This window comes from Tautonia sociabilis (assembly GCF_003977685.1).
Lineage (GTDB): Bacteria > Planctomycetota > Planctomycetia > Isosphaerales > Isosphaeraceae > Tautonia > Tautonia sociabilis.
Window position 1 is genome coordinate 127,250 of the sequence record NZ_RYZH01000004.1, and the last position, 19,466, is coordinate 146,715.

General features: G+C 72.5%; 12 protein-coding genes. 5 read left to right on the forward strand and 7 right to left on the reverse strand.

Annotated features, from left to right (window positions below):
- Positions 1-55: 55 nt before the first annotated feature.
- The 5 genes from TsocGM_RS03475 to TsocGM_RS03495 all read right to left on the reverse strand — a co-directional run bounded on the left by TsocGM_RS03475 (position 56) and on the right by TsocGM_RS03495 (position 7,709).
- On the reverse strand, positions 56-976 hold the full coding sequence (locus TsocGM_RS03475) for an LpxI family protein (protein ID WP_126723924.1): 921 nt from the start codon (positions 974-976) through the stop codon (positions 56-58).
- A gap of 222 nt (positions 977-1,198) precedes the next feature.
- Positions 1,199-2,308 carry a UDP-3-O-(3-hydroxymyristoyl)glucosamine N-acyltransferase gene (gene lpxD / locus TsocGM_RS25740; protein WP_158633356.1) on the reverse strand — a complete coding sequence of 370 codons (1,110 nt, stop codon included), beginning with the start codon at positions 2,306-2,308 and terminating at the stop codon, positions 1,199-1,201.
- A gap of 233 nt (positions 2,309-2,541) precedes the next feature.
- Complete coding sequence (locus tag TsocGM_RS03485; protein WP_126723926.1) at positions 2,542-4,887, reverse strand: glycosyltransferase family 39 protein; 2,346 nt, start codon at positions 4,885-4,887, stop codon at positions 2,542-2,544.
- Positions 4,884-6,629: a glycosyltransferase family 39 protein gene (locus TsocGM_RS03490; RefSeq protein WP_158633357.1), complete on the reverse strand. Its 1,746-nt coding sequence runs from the start codon at positions 6,627-6,629 to the stop codon at positions 4,884-4,886. Before TsocGM_RS03490 ends, TsocGM_RS03485 begins: the two co-directional genes overlap by 4 nt.
- A 570-nt stretch (positions 6,630-7,199) precedes the next feature.
- Entirely contained in the window at positions 7,200-7,709 is a 510-nt protein-coding gene (locus TsocGM_RS03495) for an N-acetyltransferase (RefSeq protein ID WP_126723928.1), read from the reverse strand.
- A gap of 427 nt (positions 7,710-8,136) precedes the next feature.
- Between TsocGM_RS03495 and TsocGM_RS03500 the strand changes: the two genes are divergently transcribed.
- From TsocGM_RS03500 to TsocGM_RS03510, 4 genes are all read left to right on the forward strand, one after another.
- The gene (locus tag TsocGM_RS03500; protein ID WP_126723929.1) at positions 8,137-8,580 is read left to right on the forward strand and encodes a hypothetical protein; all 444 of its coding nucleotides are present in this window, start codon (positions 8,137-8,139) and stop codon (positions 8,578-8,580) included.
- A 156-nt stretch (positions 8,581-8,736) separates the two neighbouring features.
- On the forward strand, positions 8,737-9,969 hold the full coding sequence (locus TsocGM_RS03505; RefSeq protein ID WP_126723930.1) for a ceramide glucosyltransferase: 1,233 nt from the start codon (positions 8,737-8,739) through the stop codon (positions 9,967-9,969).
- Positions 9,970-10,023: 54 nt separating this feature from the next.
- Positions 10,024-10,230, forward strand: a complete 207-nt coding sequence (locus TsocGM_RS25745) for a hypothetical protein (RefSeq protein ID WP_158633358.1) — start codon at positions 10,024-10,026, stop codon at positions 10,228-10,230.
- Positions 10,231-10,397: 167 nt separating this feature from the next.
- Positions 10,398-11,642 carry a fatty acid desaturase family protein gene (locus TsocGM_RS03510; protein WP_126723967.1) on the forward strand — a complete coding sequence of 415 codons (1,245 nt, stop codon included), beginning with the start codon at positions 10,398-10,400 and terminating at the stop codon, positions 11,640-11,642.
- A 24-nt stretch (positions 11,643-11,666) separates the two neighbouring features.
- Here the strand turns inward: TsocGM_RS03510 and TsocGM_RS03515 are convergent, their stop codons facing one another.
- Positions 11,667-12,578, reverse strand: a complete 912-nt coding sequence (locus TsocGM_RS03515; protein WP_126723931.1) for a HEAT repeat domain-containing protein — start codon at positions 12,576-12,578, stop codon at positions 11,667-11,669.
- Between the two features lie 352 nt (positions 12,579-12,930).
- Between TsocGM_RS03515 and TsocGM_RS03520 the strand changes: the two genes are divergently transcribed.
- Positions 12,931-17,307, forward strand: a complete 4,377-nt coding sequence (locus TsocGM_RS03520) for a tetratricopeptide repeat protein (RefSeq protein WP_126723932.1) — start codon at positions 12,931-12,933, stop codon at positions 17,305-17,307.
- A 260-nt stretch (positions 17,308-17,567) separates the two neighbouring features.
- Here TsocGM_RS03520 and TsocGM_RS03525 read toward each other — a convergent pair whose 3' ends face one another.
- Positions 17,568-19,274: a hypothetical protein gene (locus TsocGM_RS03525; RefSeq protein ID WP_158633359.1), complete on the reverse strand. Its 1,707-nt coding sequence runs from the start codon at positions 19,272-19,274 to the stop codon at positions 17,568-17,570.
- Between the last annotated feature and the right edge of the window lie 192 nt (positions 19,275-19,466).

A 19,466-nucleotide genomic window follows, 5' to 3' on the forward strand; every position in this document is an offset into this window, starting at 1 on the left:
GGACCGCCTCCCCCGGCCGATCGCCGGCGGGGGGCCGACGGCGGCCGAGGCCCGATCAGGCCGGGGTTCCCTCCAGCACCTCGGCCGAGTCGAGGGCCACCAGGGTGATTCCCAGGCGGTCGGCCAGCGCGACCACCTCGGGCCGGTCGATGACGATCGTCTTGCCCGCCTCGATCGCCAGCACCCGGGCGCCGGCCTCCCGGAGCTTCTCGATCGTGCCCAGGCCCACCGTGGGCACGTCGAACCGCATGTCTTGCTGCGGCTTGGCGACCTTCACCAGGGTCCACCCGCCGGATCGGCAAAGCTGACCGGCGCGCTCGATGCAGCGGTCGGTTCCCTCGATCGCCTCGACGGCGATGGCGGCGCAGTCCTTCACGGCGACCGACTGGCCCACGTCCAGCCGGCCCATCTCCTTGGCCAGGTGCCAGCCGAACCGGATGTCCTCCAGCTCCGACCTCGAGGGCCGGCGACGGGTCAGCACGCCGTGGTTCACGAGCAGCTCCGGGCAGAAGTCCAGGGCCGAGCGGAAGCTCAGGCCGTCCTTGGCGAACTCGTCGATCACCGTCAGCAGGATCGTGTCGTCCTTCTTATCCCGCCGCAGCGCCCCGCGGTACCAGACGCGACGGGCTCTCGGGTCGCTGATCGCGTGCCAGAAGAGGAACGGCGTGTACATCGCCGTCTTGTGCACCTTGCCGGCCATGACCAGGTCGCGGACCCCCCGGCGCTTGAAGGCGCCGATGATCCGGGAGGGGGTGGTCACGGGCACGACGTCGAACGAGTCGCACAGCCCGGCCAGCGTCTCGGGGGCCTCCCCCCGGATGCCGACGCAGGCCACCCGGAGCCCCTGGCGACGGGCGGCCTCGGCGAAGAGGATCGGGAACCGGCCGCTGCCGGCCAGCAGGCCGACGGCCCTGCCCTCGAACGAGGCAGAGGGTCCGGCTCCGGTCCGGGATCGGGCATCGATCGTGGCGGTCACGGCGTTCGTCGCCTCCTTGCGGTCGTCGGTCGCTCCGTCCTCGTTCCCGTCCACGTTCCCGACCAGGCGGGGTCATCCGCTCGGGGCTTGCCTGGCGGGAGCGGCGCCGAGGGGGGCCGGAGCGGTTTCGGTCTCCCCGGCGCTGCTCGGGGAGACCGACGGCGACGATCCAACAGCCCTTGGGCGCCGGCCTCCCGGCGCCGGCATCGCCCCCGGGCTGGTTCAGGCCGCCGAGCTGCCGACCCGGTCGCGGCCGTCCTCCTCGGCCGATCCCGACGCCTTGGCCGAGGAGGCGGCGAGCCGATCCACCTCGGCGGCGAGCCGCTTCAGCTCGCGGCGCATCTCGGGGAGCTTCATGGTGAGCGAGTGCATCTGCATCTGCTGCCGGAGCGGCACCGCCGGGGTGCCGAAGACGGTGGAGCCGGCCTCGACGTCTCGGTTGATGCCCGACTGGGCGCTGAGCCGGGCGCCGTCGCCGATGGTCCGGTGGTCGGCCACGCCGACCTGCCCGCCCATGATGACGTAATCTCCCGAGACGGCGCTGCCGCCGATTCCCACGCCGGCGCAGAGGATGTTGTGCTTGCCGATCCGGACGTTGTGGCCGACCTGCACGAGGTTGTCGATCTTGGTGCCCGCCCCGATCCGGGTCGGCCCGAAGGTGCCGCGGTCGATGCAGGAGTTGGCGCCGATCTCGACGTCCTCCTCGATGATCACGCCGCCGCTCTGCGGTACCTTCACGTGCCGGCCCCCCTCGAACCGGTAGCCGAAGCCGTCGGCCCCGATCACCGCGCCGGCGTGCAGGACGCAGCGGTCGCCGATCGTCACGTCCTCATAGATCGACACGTTCGTGTGCAGCGTCACGTCGCGGCCGAGCCGGGATCGGGGGCCGATGGTGCAATGCGGGCCGACCGTGCAGCCGTCCCCCAGCTCGGCGTCGTCGGCCACGACGGCGAAGGCGTGGATCGCCACCCGCTCCCCCAGCCGGGCCTTCGGCGAGACGACGGCCGTCGGGTGGATGCCGACCCAGCGTTCGGCGGCGGCCCCCCTCAGGCGGGCGTGCAGGAGCATGAAGGCGGCCCGGGGGTCGTCGACGACGATGAACGTCATCGTCGGCGACCGGTCGGCCGGCTCGGGGATGGCGAATCCCGAGCCGATGAGCACGGCCGAGGCGGGCGAGGCGGCCAGGGCCTTGAGGTAGCGGTCGTCGGCGAGGAAGGTCAGGTCGCCGGGCCCGGCCTCGGTGACCGGCTTGGCGGCGACGATCGGCGTGCTGTCGTCGCCGACCACGCGTCCCTGAACCAAATCGGCGAGTTCTCGAATCGTGGCGGCCACGGCTGTTCGCCCCCTTTCCTCCCTGGTGGGGCCCGGCCTCCCCGTCCGGGGCGATCCGGCCCATTCCGACCGGGCGGGGCCGTCTCCGACCGCCCCGCCGAGACTCCGGTCGCCCGCCCTCGGGCCGGGCTCGGCTTCCGGGGGCGGGTCGCGGCGGATCGTACCCCACGGCCCCGGGACCGGCAAGGCGAGTCGCCCGCCGGCCAGGCCGGCTCCGATCGGCTCCCGGGCGGTCAGTTCGCCTCGCCGTCTCGCCGGGCCGTCGGGCGGTCGAGGGGTCCGCCGATGGCGGCGGGGTCGGTGTAGCCGGGGGAGCGGAGCACGAGGCGGAGGGCGTCGGGCCGGTCGATCAGGAGCTCGACGGCGTCGACCAGCGCCCCCGGGCGCCGGGCCAGCAGGTCGGCGGTGAAGGCGGGGCCGAAGCGGTCGAGGATCGCCCGCAGCGCGGGGGAGTCGGGGGAGTCGTCCGGCCGACCCTCGGCCAGGGCGACGGCGGCGGCTCGGAGGCGCTGGGGGTCGTCGGCGGCCCAGGAGAAGGCGGGCTCGAAGACCCCGGGGGGAGTCGGCCGGGAGAGCCCCTCTCCCCAGAACCGGGCGAGCCACGGCGCGGCCGACCGGAGCCAGCCCGGCAGCGGCGCCTCGACCCGATCCGGCGTCCCCGACCCGGCGGCCAGCAGTTGCACGGCCCAGGCGAGGGCGGCGTCGTCCGGGTCGGAGACCGCCGCCACCCGGAGGCCGCCGAGCTGCCGGGGCCTCCGCTCGAAGGCCGGCTCCATCGCGAACAGCAGCCGGGAGTAGGCGTTGGCCTTCGAGTCGTGCGTCAGCAGCCAGACGTACGGGAACCCCTCGTCCGGCCGCTCGTCGAGCCGGAGGTCGCCCCGCAGGGCGCCCAGGGATTGCAGCTCGGCGAAGGTCGGCACCTGGGAGTATTCGTTCGCCGGCACGACCGACGCCCCTTCGGGTAAGATCGCGTTGATCGCTCGGATCGTCTCCGGGGTGAAGGCGTCGTACCAGTACGACAGCTCGAACCCGAGCCGCCAGGCGCCCCTTGGGCCGCCGACGAGCCGGTTGTAGTAGGAGAGCTCGAACGGGTGGATCAGCGCCAGTTGGGCCGCCGACCAGCCGACGACCGCCGCCGTCGCGACCGCCCGCACCGCCCCCGGCCGTTGCCTCAGCAGCGGGAGCCGGGCCAGGCCGCCGGCCGCCCAGGCCGTCCCCCAGCCGGCGAAGGCGGCGAGAAACGGGAAGCAGGGGAGCATCAGGCGGATGCCGTCGTGCGCCGGCGTCGGCAGCATCCGCAGCGCCGGCAGCGTCAGGAAGTGGACCAGCAGGTAGAGCGGCAGCCGATCGCGACGGACGACCCGAAGGCCGAACCCCAGGCCGATGGCCGCCGCCAGCAGGATCGTCGCCGGCACCGTGACGGCGATCAGCACCCAGCCGTTGTGCCAGGGGAGGCTGAAGAGATAGGTTTCGCCGAGATAATAGATGCGAATGTCGGGGAGGGCCCCCTCCCGGTCGACGTTCAGCATGGCATAGTGCGCCAGCCTCGGCAGGGCCTCGCGCCACCAGGCGGGGTTGCCCAGCCAGCCGACGGCCGGGGCGAAGGCCAGGATCGCCCCGAGGATCTCCAGCGCCGGCCGCTCGACGCCCCAGGTCGTCGAGCGGGGGAAGACCCGGGCCAGTGCTCGTCGGGCGAGCCAGACGGCCAGCGGGGCGAGCAGGATCGCGCCGGGGAGCCGGGCCTCGGGACGGCAGACGAACAGGTCCGTCTCGGCCGGAGGGGGGAGCAGCCCGGAGAGCCGGCGGATCTCCAGGAAGGCGACGGCCAGCGGCAGGAGCAGCGCTCCGGTCGTGAGCGTCGCGTCGAGCCAGGCGCCCCGGCCTCCCCGGCGCAGCTCTCGGGGGAGGGGCCCGAGGGCCAGCCAGGCCAGGATCGGCAGCAGGACCATCACCGCCGCCATCTTCACCAGGAACGACAGGCCGATGAGGAGCCCCACCGCCGCCCGCCACCGCCCCGATCCCGGCTCGGTCAGCCCCTTCCAGCAGGAGACGGCGGCCAGCAGCCAGAGCATCATGCCCGGCGTGTCGGTGCCGGCCAGGTGCCCGTGGCCGTACACGCGGGGCATCGTCAGCAGGGCTCCGGCCGCGGTCAGGCCGACGGGGACGCCGTAGCGCCTTGTCAGAAAATGGTACAAAACCGTAATTGTGATGACATATTCGAACACGGAGGCCAGCCGACGCGCCGGGATGTCCTTCATCCAGCCGCCGAAGACGGCGTACGTCAGCAGGTCGAGCTGGCCCGACAGGGGAGGGTGGAAGTTGATGCCGTGCCGGCCGTAGGGCCAGAAGTAGAGGAGGGCGTCGGGGTCGAGCGCCTCGTCGAGGTCGGTGCGCGAGCGGGCCGAGGCGAGCTGCTCCCACCACTGGGCGGACACGAGCTGGCTGTAGCGGTAGGCGGGCTCGTCCCAGGTCAGGCCGAGGTCCCCGGTCGTCGGCACGGTGGCCGCCAGGGAGGCGGCGAGCACCAGCAGCGAGCCGGGCCAGATCCGTCGGGACGAGGGGGCCTGGCGGTCGGTCATGGGGCGAACGTCTCCACGCTGCTCGGCCCGAAGGCCCGAGGAGGCGGGCGCATCGCCTCCTCGACGGCCCGGACGGCGTCCATCGGGAAGACCCACAGCAGCGGCACGCCGAGCTTGCGGAGCACGAAGGCCGGCTCGTGGTCCCGGATCAACGCCCGGTCGATCGGGTCGAGCTCCCCGGTGCGGTTCTGCACCACGAACCAGGAGGCCTTGGGCGTCGGGATCGGCACGATGGCCGCCCGGAGCCGGCCCGACTCGTTGAGGAAGAGGAACGACGTGGGGAAGGTCGTCGGCACCACCGAGGCGCCGTCGGGCGAGTGCTCGTCGAGCCAGGAGAGGACCCCGGGGGTCATCGCGTCCCAGTAGTAGGTCGGCTCCATGCCCAGCCGGGCCGCCCCCGGCAGGCCGCCGACGGCCGGCGAGTAGTACGACAGCGGCACGGGCATCATCACCGCCACGCTCGCCGCCCCCTCGATGACCGCCGCCGAGACGATGAGCTTCCCCCACCGGCCGACCCGGTTCACCAGGTCGCCCGCCCCTAGCCCGGCGGCGATCGCCAGCATGCCGAAGGCCGGCAAAAACAGCCGGACGCCGTCATGCCCAGGCACGTTCGGCAGGGCCCGAAGCACGAGGAACATCAGCCAGTGGAGCAGCACGAGCACTCCGAACCGCTCCGTCGAGCCGGCCACGGCCGACCGCAACGCCCCCACAACCGCCAGCGCCAGGAATCCGATCGGCGTGACCATCGCCGTCAGGATCAGGGTGTTGTCCGGCGGCAGCGAGTCGATGGGAGTCCGGTAGACCTTGCCCAGGTACATCGTCCGGATCGGGATCGTCTCGGCCCGGCCGGTGTTCGAGGCGAGGAAGCGGAGGACGCCGTCGACCGGGTCGTGCCACCAGGGGGGGATGAACACGTAGATCGCCGCCAGGGCCACCGGCCCCGCCGCCAGCAGGGTGAGCAGCCCTCGGCGGTCTCGGAAGGCCGCCACCCAGGCGAGCATCGGCAGCGGCAGGAACCAGCCGGTCAGCTTCGTGCTCGCCGAGGCGCCGGCGACCAGGCCGAAGACGACCGCCCAGCCCCACCGGGGGGTGCTCCGGGAGGAGTCCTCGGTCGCCCTGGCGAAGCTGAGCACGCCAAGCACCCAGAGGGCGGTCAGGGGGGCGTCATAGGCCGCGTAGTGCGCGTGGCCGAAGAGCCGGGGCTGGAGCACCAGCGCGGCGGCCCCGGCGATCGCCGCCCAGCGGCCGAGCCGGCGGTCGAGGAAGGAGAACAGGGCGCCGGCCGCCAGGCTGAACAGCAGCATCGGCCCCAGCCGGGCTCGGCCGAGGTCGTCCCGCCAGGGGGTGAGCAGATCCCCGGCCAGGCCGAGGAGGGCGTAGAAGGGCGGGTGCCCGTGCGGCTCCTCCCGGGCGAACGGCCAGAAGTAGGCGATCACCTCGGGAGCCAACAGCCTGGCCCGGGTTGCGAGCTGATCCCGGCTCGGCGGCACGACCGGCTCCCGGCCCGGAGGAGGCGGCCCGTCGGGCTGGACCAGTTCGAGGGGAGGAGGCTCCCAGGACCGGGAGAACCCCTGGGGATCGGCCAGCGCCGAGAGCCAGGATCGGATCCGACGCTCCCGCCCGAGGGTATACCCCTCGTCCCAGACGATCGCCAGCATCGGCTCGGTGATCGCCAGCAGGGCGAAGGCGATCAGGCCGGCGATGAGCCCGGCCCGGGCGGATCGGCGGCCATCGGGCGGCATCTCAGGCGCGTCCGCGACCTCAGAGGACGGCTCGTCCTGGCGCGGCGAGGGTCGGGTGCGGGGCATCGGCAGGGGCTCGGGGCGGTGGCGGGGCGGCGGCCGGAGGGCGGATCGGAAGGCCAACGGCCGGAGATCCAGTCTTCCCGATCCCGGCCGGGGAAGTCCAGACGTCCCCCCGAACCGGGAGTCGTCTGGCTCGTGGTCCTCGGGCGGCCGGACGCGAGACGATCCGTGGCGATTTGGTCGAGCGAGGGTGGTTCCGCCCTTCGCTGTCCCGCACGGCCCGGAGTGTCGCTCGGAGAGGAGGAGCGCCCGGATCAGGCGGGGCCACGACGAAGCGAGCCATCGCCGCTGGCCAGCGGCGCTCTGGCCGTTCCTCGTGCCGATCGCCTTGGTCGGCGGGCGTGGGGGTTATCGGGGGGATCGGCATCACGATCGTCGTCGCCCCGAACGCGGCCCCGCGACGCTTCCCGAGGGCCTCTCCCTCGCTCTCGGCGATCCTCGGCGGCCAGGCGGAGGGCGGAACACCCCCCCGCCTCGGCTCTTCCTCCGAACCGATCGGCCTGGCACTCACCGCGCCGCCGACGCTGCCGCGAACGCCTCGCGCACGAGCTCCTCGGCCGGCTCGGCGGTGCGGATCAGGGCGGTCTCGTGGCAGTTGGGGAACAAGGGGCAGCGGACGCACTCATTCCAGATCTTGTGGGGCAGCTCGGCCTTGTCGATCTGTCGGTAGCCGCACTTCTCAAAGAAGCCCGGCACATAGGTGAGGGTGAAGACCGTGTCCAGGTCCATCTCCCGGGCGGCGTCCCAGCATGCATCCACGAGCAGCTTGCCGACCCCTCGGCCCTGCATCGACTCGGCGACGGCCAGGCATTTCAGCTCGGCCAGGTCTTCCCAGAAGACGTGCAGGGCGGCGCAGCCGACGACCGAGCCGTCGTCGTCGACCGCGACGACGAACTCGCGGATCGACTCGTACAGCTCTCCCAGGGAGCGGCGGATCATCAACTTGCGCTCGGCGAACGTCCGGATCAGCTCGGAGATGGTCGGCACGTCGCCGACCTTGGCGGGACGGATCTTCAATCCAGGAACCCTCCCCCACGGCGAGGACCGCCCCTCGACCCAAGGCCCGGGAACGGCCGACCGCCATTCGACTGGAGACAGGAAGCGGTGGACCCACACGATCCACGCCCAGCCCGGGCGTGAATCGTTCATTCTAGGGATCAGGACCGACGCCAGGCAAGGCCGCTTCCTTCGAGTCGAGCGGACGATTTCCACACCAGTTGCGATCAGGCTGGCATCGGGTCGATGGCAGCCGCGAGGCCAGCAGGAGAGGGTTGGGCGTCGAGCAGCGCGGCGCGGGACAGCCGAATCAGCCTGGTCAAGGCCGATCCGGGCCGATTCCGAGTTGTCCTGGGGACGGCGTCCGATATGATGGGGAAATCGAACCGAACACGGGAACCGCCAGGTCATTCGATCCCGATCCCGCGCGAATGTCATGATCGCTTGGATGAGCCCCGCCCTGATGCTCGTCGCCCTGCTGCCGCCGACCGCTGTCGACGGCCCGGTGGTGGAGACCGTGACCCTGGAGGGGGAGGTCGTGCTGCTGGCCGAGGCGCTCGGGCCGTTCGGCCTGCCGGAGCAGCAGGGGCCGATCGCCGATCAGGTCGTCTTGAAGCGAGCGGGGGGGGAGATCATCCCGCTGCTGTACAACGTGGGCAGCCGGGCCTTCTTCGAGGATGGCCGGCTACGCAACCGGCCGGCCGAGCTGGTCGCCCGCCGTCTGGAGGGCCTGCCGTATCTGCAGGTCGTCTCCGCCCGGGTCGCCGACGAGTCGGGCGCCCTGCGGATTCCGGAGTATTATTGCGATATCTGCACCATCAGCGTCCGCTACGATCAGCCCTGTCCCTGCTGCCAGGCGCCGATGGAGCTGCGGTTTAAGCCCGAAGACTGATCGACCCGATCCGTCCCGAAGGGGGCCGATCGGATTGGCCCCCGGGTCGATCGCGTGCGTGATCGAGCGAGCAAGCGAGCGGCGAGGGCCGCCGCGGCCGGATCGAGCCCGTTCCCTTCCCCTCCGTCGGCGGCGGGATCCGCCAAGGACTGGCCGATGCCGATGATAAGCGGCGGCAGCCTGTTGCTGATCGCGGCGGCGAGCGTGGCGGTTGTCACCACCCTGGCCTCCGGGGCGGCCCTCTGGGCCATGACCCGGCGCCGACGGCGCCAGCATCTGCCCGAGTTCACCCCCCCGGTCACCATCTACAAGCCGCTCAAGGGGCTCGACGAGGGGCTGGAGGAGAATCTCCGCAGCTTCTTCCAGCTGGACTATCCCGAGTACCAGTTGCTCTTCTGTGTCGCCGACCCCGACGATCCGGCCATCGAGGTCGTCCGCCGGTTGCTGGCCGAGTTCCCCGACCACGACGCCGAGCTGATCATCGGCTGCTCGGCCTTCGGCCTCAACCCGAAGGTCGAGAGCCTGGCCATGATGGACCGCTTCCGGCGCCACGACGTGATCCTGATCAGTGACTCCAACGTCCGCGTCCGGCCCGAGTACCTCCGCGAGACGACTTGCTACCTGGCCGAGGAGGGGGTCGGGTTGGTGACGAACCTCTTCGCGGGGGTGGGCGAGCGCACCTTCGGCGCCGCCCTGGAGAACCTCCAGCTCAACGGCTTCGTCGCCGGCAACGTCGCCTGGGGCAACAGCTTGGGGCTGACCTGCGTGGTCGGCAAGTCGATGCTGATGCCGGCGCACGTGCTGGAGGCCATTGGCGGCTTCGCCTCGGTGCGCAACCTGCTGGCCGAGGACCAGGCGATCGGCCTGAAGGTCCGCCGGGCCGGCTACTCGATTCGGCTGAGCCACCACGTCATCGAGAACGTCAACAGCCACCGCGGCCTGCGCTGGTTCCTCAACCGACACTCCCGCTGGTTCAAGATCCGACGCCAGATGGCCGGCCCCCTGTTCGTGATCGAGCCCCTGGCCAACCACGCCACGATCGCCCTGGCCTGGGCCTTCTCCGACGATTCCGGCATCGCCTGGGGCGGCCTGCTTGGGTTGATCGGCCTGGGCATCGCCCGAGACGCCGCCCAGTGCCGGCTCCTCCGCGGCGAGGCTCCCGGCTGGAAGACCCTGGCCCTGAGCCCGATCAAGGACCTGTTCCTGATGCCGATCTGGTTCGACGCCCTGATCAACCCCCGGGTCATCTGGCGCGGCCACCGGCTGATCGTCGGCCGGTTCACCCGCCTCCGCGTGGCCCGAGTGCCCCGGGAGGTCCACCAGCGCGTCCGCAAGATCCGGCGCCTGCGCTCTCGAGTCGGCCGCGGCTCCCTGCCCAGCGGCTCGTGACGGCCGCCTCCGGCTCGATCCCCGATCCCCCCATCTCAGGAGACCTCACCAGCCATGAGCGGCCCGATCGTCCGGAAGTACGGCTTCCCGAACTTCGACAAGATTTTCGGCCCCAAGCCCGTGCTGCATGGGGTCGAGGAGGAATCCCAGGGCGGAAGGCCCGAGGAGGGCCGGGAGCCGGCCCGGGAGGGGGCGAAGCCGGCCGGGGATCGAGCGGCCGAGGGGGAGGGGAGCGGCGTCGGGGAGGGACCGGGACGCTGAGGAGCCCTCCGCGGTCGGGGGGAGCCGAGGCCGGCCCGATCGACTGGAGTGAGCCTCGCTCCCCGGTCGAATCGAAAGGAGAGGATCGGCCTGATCGCTCGCCGGCCCCGGGCGGGGCGGGACGCGGTCGGCCGGCCGACCGATCGATCCCCCCGACGGGAGCGGCCATGGCCACCGACCCCTCCGATCTCGATCTCGATCTCGGACTCGAATCCGGACCCGACCTGACCTGGGAGCAGGCCCGGCGCGCTCTGGCGGCCCTGGCCAGGCCGGACAACCGGACCAACCTCGGCTGCATCCTCCGCGAGTACGCGATGCTGGCGGCGGCGATCGCCGCCGGGACGGCGGCCTTGGAGGCCTGGACGCGGGGAGGGCTGTCGACCCCCGCCTTCTCGGCGATCGCCATCGCGGTGGCGTTCGTGGTCGCGGTCGGCCAGCACCGGCTCTCGGGACTGGCGCACGAGGCGAGCCACTTCGTCCTCTTCCGCAATCGGCTGGCCAATGAGCTGGCCGGCGACCTGCTGCTGATGTTCCCGATCGTCGCCCTGACCCAGCGCTACCGGGCCGCGCACTGGGGGCATCACCTATTCGTCAACGACCCCAGGCGCGACACCGACCTGATCCGCCTGAACCGTCCCGAGCCGCATCGCTTCCCGATCTCCAAGGCCGGCTTCTGGCGGCGTTACGTGCTCCGGGCGCTCTGGCCGCCGGCGATGCTCCGCTACCTCGTCGCCCGGGCCTGGGCGGCCAACTCGGGATCGCCGCCGACGGTAGTCGAGGGGGCGGGCCCCCCGGCCGCGGCCTACCGGGCGAGCGTGGCGAAGCGGCTGCGGGGGGCGTACTGGCTGGCCGTGCTGGCGATCGTGCACGTCTCGGGAGGCTGGACGGCCTTCGGGCTGTTCTGGGTCCTGCCGCTGCTGACGTTCTACCCCGCCCTGATGCAGCTCCGGGAGATCGCCCACCACGCCAACGCCCCCGATTCGGGGGCGCTGACCAACTCCCGGGTCTTCCGGGTCCACCCGCTCCTACGGTTCTGCGTCTTCCCCTACGGGCAGGAGTTCCACCTGACGCATCATCTGTTCATGAGCGTTCCCCACGATCGCCTGGCCGAGGCGCACGAGATGCTCCGCCGCTGGCCGCCCTACCGGGAGCGGGTGGTCGTCTGCGAGGGGTATTTCTTCCGCCCTCGGGGATCGGCCGGCCCGTCGCTGCTCGACCTCCTCTCCCGGCCCGCCCCCGCTCCCTCGCCCTCGGCCTCGGCCGGCTTCGCTGACGAGGCCTGGCGACTCGATCCTCCCCAGAGGAGGGAGGGCCGGGGGCCGAGCGTCCCGCGGGCCCGGCCGGTCGAGCCGGCCGCCGGAAAGCGACCGAGAGGGGTCGAAGGCCGGGAAGGTCCGAGGGAGGGGGGGTGACGCCCCACCGGCCCCGGCTGGTTCTCAGGGAGGGCCGAGGGCGAGGATGCGGACCGGGCCGGCTCTCCCGGGAGCCGTCGGGCCGGTCCGGACCCGTCGGCCCGAGGCGCCGAAGGGGGAAGAGGACGGCGGGGCGGGAGGGGGAAGCTCCGGGGGGAGCACCTCGATCGGCCCCTCGGCCGGGGGCAGGGCGGGGGGCGGCAGGTGGGGGAGGGCCCCCGGGGAGGGCGTCGTCGTCCGGGGAGCCGGCGAGAGGCCGTGGGGGGGGAGAGTCGGGGAGGGGTCGACCGGCATCCCGCCGAAGGCCCCCGGCGGCAGGGCCGTCCCGTTGGGGAGCACCCGATCGATCGGAGGCCCGATGGGGACGCCCCGCTCCCCCGTCGCTTCGATCGGATCGAGCCCCCAGGGCACCGGGTCGATCACCACCTCGGGGGCGTCTCCAAGAGGGGGGCCGCAGAGGGCGCAGTCGGTCAGGCAGCGGCGGTCGAGGCGGTCCAGGGCCCGTCGGGCCCACTTGCGGGTGGCGTGATCGGGGTCGGTCAGGGCGGCCTGACGCAGGGCGAGGTGGGCCGAGCCGTCCCGGGGGGCGAGCTTGGCCAGCGACTCGGCGGCCTCCTCCCGGACCTCCTCGTGCGGGTCGACCAGCATCGAGGCCGCCAGGGCGGGGGCCAGCTCGGGATGATCCCGCCAGTCGAAGTCGCGGAGGTCGTGGGCCGCGTCGTCCCGCTCCTTCCAGTTCGGGTGCCGCTGCATCAGAAGGATCAGGCGCTCGACCTCCCGGGCCTCCGATCGGCACGGCCCGCAGCACTCCGGGCCGCCGTAGGAGTGCTCGCGACGGTCGGGCCGGTGCTTGGCCTTCAGGCAGTCGAACAGCCCCAGGCCGCCGACGGCCAGGTGGGCCGCCAGCGCGATCGAGCAGGCGATGCCGCCGGTCATCGGTGCGATCCTCCGAGATCGGTCGAGATGGTCGCGCCCCGTCGGCCGTCGGCCGTCAGTCGTCGGCGTCGGGGCGTGGCTGTCGCGTCCATTTTACCCATCTTCTCGGAATAATGCAAAAATTCCGAAATTCCGGCATGGTGCCGGTCATCGGGAGGCCTGGCGGGGGGGCGGGGTTGGGGGAGGAGACGGCCCGGGGGCCGGAGAAACCGGGGCGATTGAGGTGGGAAACGGAGTGGGCGACACACTACGATCAAGGGGGCGTAGTCTGTAGACCTGGACGAGGTTTGGAATCCTCCCGAGGCTCGCTGCCCCGAACCCGACGCATCCAGCCAAGCCGGAGATCCTAGAGGTGGCACCAGCGCGATCACGTCCTCAGCTGAACAAAAAGGTGGCGGTGGGCACGCTCGTCGTCGTGGCCGTGGTCATTGGCGTCGGGCTGCTGGCGGGGGGGGCCTTCCAGGGCCGGATGCGGGCCCAGGTGCTGAAGCAGGCCGATGCGCTGGCCGGGCGGGGAGAGGCCTCCCTGGCGATGCAGCACCTCGAGCGGTTCCTGCGGGACCATCCCGACGACGTGGCGGTGCTCGACCGCTACGCGACGCTGCTCTCCGAGGCGGTTCTCGACCGCCAGGAGGGGGGGCGGATCGAGCGGGCGATCCAGGCCAACGAGCGGGTGCTCCAGCTCGACCCCGAGGGGCAGGTCGCCTCGGATCCGCAGCGAAACCGCCGCTGGCTGGCCGAGCTGTACATTCTTCAGTCCGACCTGAACCGGCAGAACTACGGCGAGCGGAACCTGCAACTGGCCGACGAGATGGTGGCGATGGAGAGCCGCTACCGGGCCGCGCAGCAGGTGCTCGACGAGCTGATCGAGCGAGGGGCCGACGACGCTGAGGCCTATCGCCTGTTGGGGAGAGCCTGGGAGGGGGTGGCCGGCGGGAACCAGCCGCAACTTCTCAAGGACCAGGCCGTGGGTGCCTACTCGGCGGCGCTGCAGCGGGATCCGACGGACAAGGAGTCGGCCGCCCGGCTGGCCCGGATCTACCGGGACCGGCTCGAACGGCCGGAGGAGGCCGAGGCGGTGCTGGCCGCCCTGGTCGACGCCTCCCCGGACGATCCCCAGGTCCACCTGATTCTCCACGACTTCTACGCCGAGGATGACCCCGCCCGGGCCGCCGAGGCTCTGGAGCGGGCGCTGGAACTCGCCCCTGACGACCCCGAGGTGATCCTGGCCGACGCCCGGGCCGCGTTCAATCGCGGCGACCGGGAGGCGGCCCGAGCCGGGCTCGACCGGCTTCCCGAGGCGCTCCGCCGCCGGTCGGATATCGACCTGTTCCTGGCCACGCTCGACCTCCAGGACCGGAAGACCGAGGGGGCGATCGCCCGCCTGCGCGAGGGGCTCAAGAACGCCTCCGGAGCCGATCCGACCCTGGTCTGGTCCCTGGCCAATGCCCTGATCGACTCGGGCAACCTGGCCGAGGCCCGGCCGCTGGTCGAGCGCTTCAAGGGGCTCGCCGGCGCCGAGGCCGAGTCGGGCTACCACTTCCTGCGAGGCCGGTGGTTCCAGCAGGCCGGCGAGCTGAACCGGGCGATCGAGGAGTTCGACGCTGCCGAAGACGGGCTGGACGACCGGCTGATGGCCGACCTGCTCGTGGCCCGGGGCCGCTGCCGTCTGGCGCTCAACGGGAACGACCCGCAGGTCCGATTCCAGGTGAAGGAGGACCTGCGGGTGGCTGTCGGCATCGACCCGACCTCGGTCGAGGCCCGGCTGGCGCTGGTCGAGCAGTTGGCGGCCGAGGACATCGACCAGGCCCTCACGACGATTCGGGAGGGGATCGCCGCCGTCCCCAGCTCGCTGGAGCTGCGGCTGGCGCAGCTCCAGTTGCTGATGGCGCTGCAGGCGAGGCAGCCGGCCGGCCGGCGCTCCTGGGCGGTCTTTGACGCCGCGCTGGAGGAGGCGAGGCGCGTCCCGACGATCGGCCCGGACCACCCGGCGCTGATCACCCTGGACGTCCGCCGCCAGTTGCTCGAGGGCCGGATCGACCCCGCCCTGGCCCAGCTCGAGCGGGCCGTGGCCGCCCATCCCGATGCTCGGGCCCTCTGGGTGACCTGGGCCGAGACGCTCACCCGGGCCGGCCGCCGCGAGGAGGCGCTGGCGGTCCTGGAGCGGGCCTCGGCTCCCGAGGCCGCCGGCGACTCGGCCATCTTCCGAGTCGACCGGGCCCGGCTGCTGGCCCAGCTCGGCCGGGGCCGAGAGGCGATCGAGGTGCTGGAGGAGGGGGCGCGGTCCCTGCCCATCGGCGAGCGCGGGACGGTCTTGCAGGCGCTGGGCCGGATGCAGGCCGCCCGAGGCCAGTTCGCCGAGGCCCGCGCCTCGTATACCGCGTGGAAGGCGTTGCAGCCCGGCTCGGCCGTCCCGCTGCTGGCCCTGCTGGAGCTGGCCATCGACACCGGCGACCGAGCCGCCGCCGACCGAGCCCTGGCCGAGCTCCGGGGAGGTCAGGAGGAGCCCGGCCTGCCCTATCTGCTGGGCAAGGCCGAGTACCTGCTCCGCATGCCTGGAGGAGACCCCGCCGGGCGCGCCCGGGAGGCCTTGGCCGCGCTGGAGCCGCTGCTGGCGCCCGGATCGGCCACCGCCAACCTGCCGGCCGCCCTGCTGCTGCGGGGCCTGGCCCTCCGCGAGCTTGGCCTGGCGGAGCCGGACGCCCAGGTGGCCCGGGAATCGTTCTCGGCGGCCAAGCAGGACCTGCGGACGGCCTGGGAGCGGGGGGAGACGAAGGCCGCTCCGGCGATGGTTGATGTCATGGCCCGGCTCGGCCAGTTCGAGGAGATCGACGCCCTGCCCCGCCTCTCCTCCGGGGCCTTCGACGTGGGGATCGACCGGCTGGCCGCCGAGGCCTGCCTCCGGCTGGGGATGACCGAGAAGGCCGCCGAGTACGTCGATCGTGCCGGCCAGTTGGCGGCCGACACGCCGGAGTTCGCCTCCTGGCGGCTGGGGATGCTCGACCGCCTTGGCGAGTCCTCCCAGGTGGAGCAGGCGCTGCTGGCCCAGGCCCGCTCCCAGGGCCAGGCCGCGGCCTGGGTCGTCTTGATCCGCTACCAGGCGGCCAAGGGGGATCGCGCCGCGGCGCTGGCCTCGATCGCCGAGATGACCCGGTCGGTTCGGGTCGACCCCCCCGAGCTGCTGGAAGCGCAGGCGTTGCAGGCCATCGGGGACTTCCCTCGCGCCGAGGCCGCCTTCGCCGCCGCGTTGGAGAAGAAGCCGGACGATCCTCAGGTTCTGCTGGCCGCCGCCCAGTTCGACCAGGCCGCCGGTCGCCTCCGCCGGGCTTTGGAACACACCGAGCGCGCCCTGGCGGCGGTTCCCGACTCGCGGCCGGCCGCCCGGTTCCGGGCGTTGCTGATGGCCGAGCTGGCCACCGACCTTCCCTCCTGGCAGGCGTCCTACGACGCCCTGGGGCCCGAGCCCCCCTCCGGCGACACCGAGGGTCCGGAGGACCGCCTGGCCCGGGCGCTGGTCCTGGCCCGGCATCCCGAGCCTGCCCGCCGGGACGAGGCCGTCAGCCGGCTCGAGGCGCTGGTCGGCGACCAGCCCTCCGGCAACCCGCTGGCCGCCGCCGCCCGCGAGACGCTCGCGCGACTGCTCTTGCAGCAGGGCCGCGCCGAGCGCGCCGCCGAGGTCGCCGCCGTCACCGCCCTGACCGGCTCCAACCCCTCGGCGATCGCCCTGTATGCTCAGGCGCTGGTCGCCGCCGGCCAGGTCGACGAGGCCGCCCGGCAGGTGGATCGGCTGCGCAACGTTGATCCCGACGCCGACGCCCTCACTGATCTGGAACTTGCGCTGGTCGAGGCCCAGGCCGAGGCCGGCTCCCGGGCCGAGGAGCTCGAGGCGGCCTACCGGGCGGCGCTGGACCGGCCCGACGCCGCCGAGACGGCCGCCGCCACCTTCCGCCGGCTCGTCCAGTTGGGCGACCCGGCCGCCCAGGTCGCCGAGCGGGTCGGCCGAGACCTGGCCGACCGCTTCCCCAGCCTCGCCTGGTTGCCCGCCCAGTGGCTCGCCGACCGCGAGTGGTTTGACGCGGCCCTCGACCTGGCCGAGGCCGTCCTTCCCTCCGGCGACGAGGACGCGGCCTTCCAGGCCTCCCGGGCGGCCCTGACCGTGATCGAGCGCTCCGAAGCCGACCCGAAGTACCTGGATCGCGCCGGCGCGCTGATCGAGCGGGTGGCCGAACTCGGCAACCCGCCCTTGCCCGCCTCCCGGGCCGTGCTCGCTATGTTGCGGCATTTCCAAGGCCGCACCGACCCGAGCCGCTTCCAGGACGAGATCCGCCTCTACCGCGAGCTGCTTCAGCGCGAGCCGAACAACATCATCTACCTGAACAACCTCGCCTGGGCCGTGGCCGAGATCGAGGGCGAGCCCCTGGAGGGCCTCCGGCTCATCGACCAGGCCATCGAGGCCCTCGGTACCCGGCTGCCCGAGCTGCTCGACACCCGAGGAGTGATCCTCGAACGCCTCGGCCGCCACGAGGAGGCTGTCGCCGACCTGGAAGAAGTCACCCGGGCCCAGCCCAACCGGGCGCTCTACCACTTCCACCTCGCCCGAGCCCAACAGGCCGCCGGCGACCCCGAGGCCGCTCGCTCCTCGATGGCCCGAGCCCTGGAACTCGGCCTCACCGCCGACGACGTGGAGCCCACCGAACGCGAGGAGTTCGAGCGCCTGAAGACCCTCTGATCGGCCCGATCTCGGCCTCGGACCAGCCTGGCTCGCGGCCGGGCCGGCTGAGGTCGAGTCGTCCTCAGCGCCGGCCGGCTCCCGGCTCGGAGCTCCATCTCGAAGTTCTGGGATCGGTGATCGTTCTGGCCTCGGGGTGGCGGGGATCGTCACGACCCCTGCCATGCGACCGGCGGCGTGCCCTCCGTTGGCTCGGGATGCCCGGGGAGTCTGGCGAGCGATCGTCCCCGGGCCGGACGAGGGGGCTCGATCGGTTCAGCTCAGCTCGGATCGCCGCCGGGGTCGCCCGCTCCGGCCCCCTGGCCGGGCCGATCGGGGGAGCGTCGGCTCCGGAAGCGATCCAGAAGCCTTCTCCCCCGGGCTTCGGGGCGGGCCGCGCGGGCCGCATCCTCGGTTTCCTCACCGACTTCGCCGAGCTCTCCGTGAATCAGGAGGCGGAGCCGGTCGAGCATCGCGTCTTGCTCTGGGCGATCGACGGCGCCGTCGCCGTTCAGGTCGAGCCGGTCGAACACCGGGGAGAGCCGAGCCGGGGCCTCGTCTCGGGTGATCCGGCCGTCGCCGTCTTGGTCGAGCCGGGAGAGCTGTTCGCCGATCTCCTCCAACCCTCCCGGCCGGTTGGCCCGGCGGAACAGGTTGCGGAGCCGGTCGCGATCGTCGTCCTGAAGTGACAGGACGCCGCCGGGCCCCCGCAGGTCTCCCCCTTGCTCGTCGGCCAGCACGTAGCCGAAGATGACCGACCCCATCTCGTCGGTTGACTGCTCGCCGAAGGTCACGTCGATGGGGGGGAAGCTCGGGTTGTTCGGGTTCTCCAACGAGTTGTCGTAGACGAGCGTCACGTCGATCCTCGACCCGGCCGGCAGGCGGACGGGCCGCTCGAACAGGTAGCGCCCCTGCCAGTTGAAGTCCCAGTTGGGGATCCGGAACAGGTTTTTCGACGAGCCATCGGGCAGCGTGGCGACCGCGTCCATGGAGGTGCAGAGGTAGTGGGCATGGCCGCCGATGCTGATGAGGTCGATGTCCCGGTCGATCGTCCGAGAGGCCCGCACCGTGTGCGCCGGGTCTCCCGCCTTGATCGTCCCCAGGGCGAACCTCCCGAAGGCCGGCGGCACCTGGAAGCCTCGGAGCCTCCTGGAGGGGGGTTCGTCGGCCAGGTACAGGCCGATGGTCGCCTTCTCCATGCGCACCTTGCCCGAGGGGTGGAAATGCGTCTGCATCAGCAGGTCGGTCCCGGCCGGGAGGTGCATGGCCAGGTCGTCGGGCAGCAATTGCGGTCGAGTGCCGAGCACCCAGCCGCCCAGGCCGCCGCGCAGCTCCAGGAACGGCATGCGGCGGAAGCCCGGCTGGCCCTCCTCGCCGTCCTTCGCCCGCACGGCCGCGCTGTCGGCCGCGAAGAAGAGGGCGTGGTGGACCACATCCCGAGACGACGGGCGCAGCTCGACCGCCTTGACCCACCGGTCCTCCGGCAGGTTGAGCTTGAAGACGAAGCACCGATACACGTCCGGTCCGGAGGCCGGCACCTCGAACGCCTCGTCCATCGTCACGATCAGGTCGGGAGGGCCCAGGGTCCAGCCGTCCGGGAACTCGGGCACCTTGGGCGTCTTCGACGGGTCCCCTTCGGGCATCCCCTGCTCGACCCATCGGGCGAGGGTGTCGATCTCCTCGTCGGTCAGCCGGCGCTCGTCGCGCAAGGGAAGGTACGAGGGGTCGGGGTGCCAGGGCGGCATGAAGCGGTCGGCGGTCACATCGGCGATCATCGCGCCTCGCTTGCGCACGTCCTCAAACGACAGCAGCGGGAACGGCGCCGCCTCTCCTGGCCGGTGGCATTCGGCGCAGTGGGTGAAAATGATCGGCGCGACGTGCTCGGCGAACGTCACCGCGGCCCCCTCGTCGTCGCTGGCCGAGGAGGAGGCCGGGCCGATCGGGGCGATCGCGGCGACGAGAGCGATCAATTGGGGAAACCTGGGCATACGAACCTCCTTCGATTCGACTCCAGACTCGGGACGGGGGGCGTCTTCCCGGCCGGACAGCCGGCCAGGGCGGCGGTCGGATGCCCCCTTGGCGTCTCTACCCGATGGAACACCATAGGTCACTCCGGGTATCGTGCAGGCCGACGGGGTGCCGACCGATCCCAGCGCGCCCCGACCGCCCCCAAGGATCTC

What these genes read in the sequence shown, in the direction of transcription:
- TsocGM_RS03515 (WP_126723931.1), bottom strand. Translation starts at nt 12,578, where the DNA reads ATGACCGGCGGCATCGCCTGCTCGATCGCGCTGGCGGCCCACCTGGCC.
- TsocGM_RS03500 (WP_126723929.1), top strand. Translation starts at nt 8,137, where the DNA reads ATGAGCCCCGCCCTGATGCTCGTCGCCCTGCTGCCGCCGACCGCTGTC.
- TsocGM_RS03525 (WP_158633359.1), bottom strand. Translation starts at nt 19,274, where the DNA reads ATGCCCAGGTTTCCCCAATTGATCGCTCTCGTCGCCGCGATCGCCCCG.
- TsocGM_RS03485 (WP_126723926.1), bottom strand. Translation starts at nt 4,887, where the DNA reads ATGACCGACCGCCAGGCCCCCTCGTCCCGACGGATCTGGCCCGGCTCG.
- TsocGM_RS03490 (WP_158633357.1), bottom strand. Translation starts at nt 6,629, where the DNA reads ATGCCGCCCGATGGCCGCCGATCCGCCCGGGCCGGGCTCATCGCCGGC.
- TsocGM_RS03510 (WP_126723967.1), top strand. Translation starts at nt 10,398, where the DNA reads ATGGCCACCGACCCCTCCGATCTCGATCTCGATCTCGGACTCGAATCC.
- TsocGM_RS03505 (WP_126723930.1), top strand. Translation starts at nt 8,737, where the DNA reads ATGCCGATGATAAGCGGCGGCAGCCTGTTGCTGATCGCGGCGGCGAGC.
- TsocGM_RS25745 (WP_158633358.1), top strand. Translation starts at nt 10,024, where the DNA reads ATGAGCGGCCCGATCGTCCGGAAGTACGGCTTCCCGAACTTCGACAAG.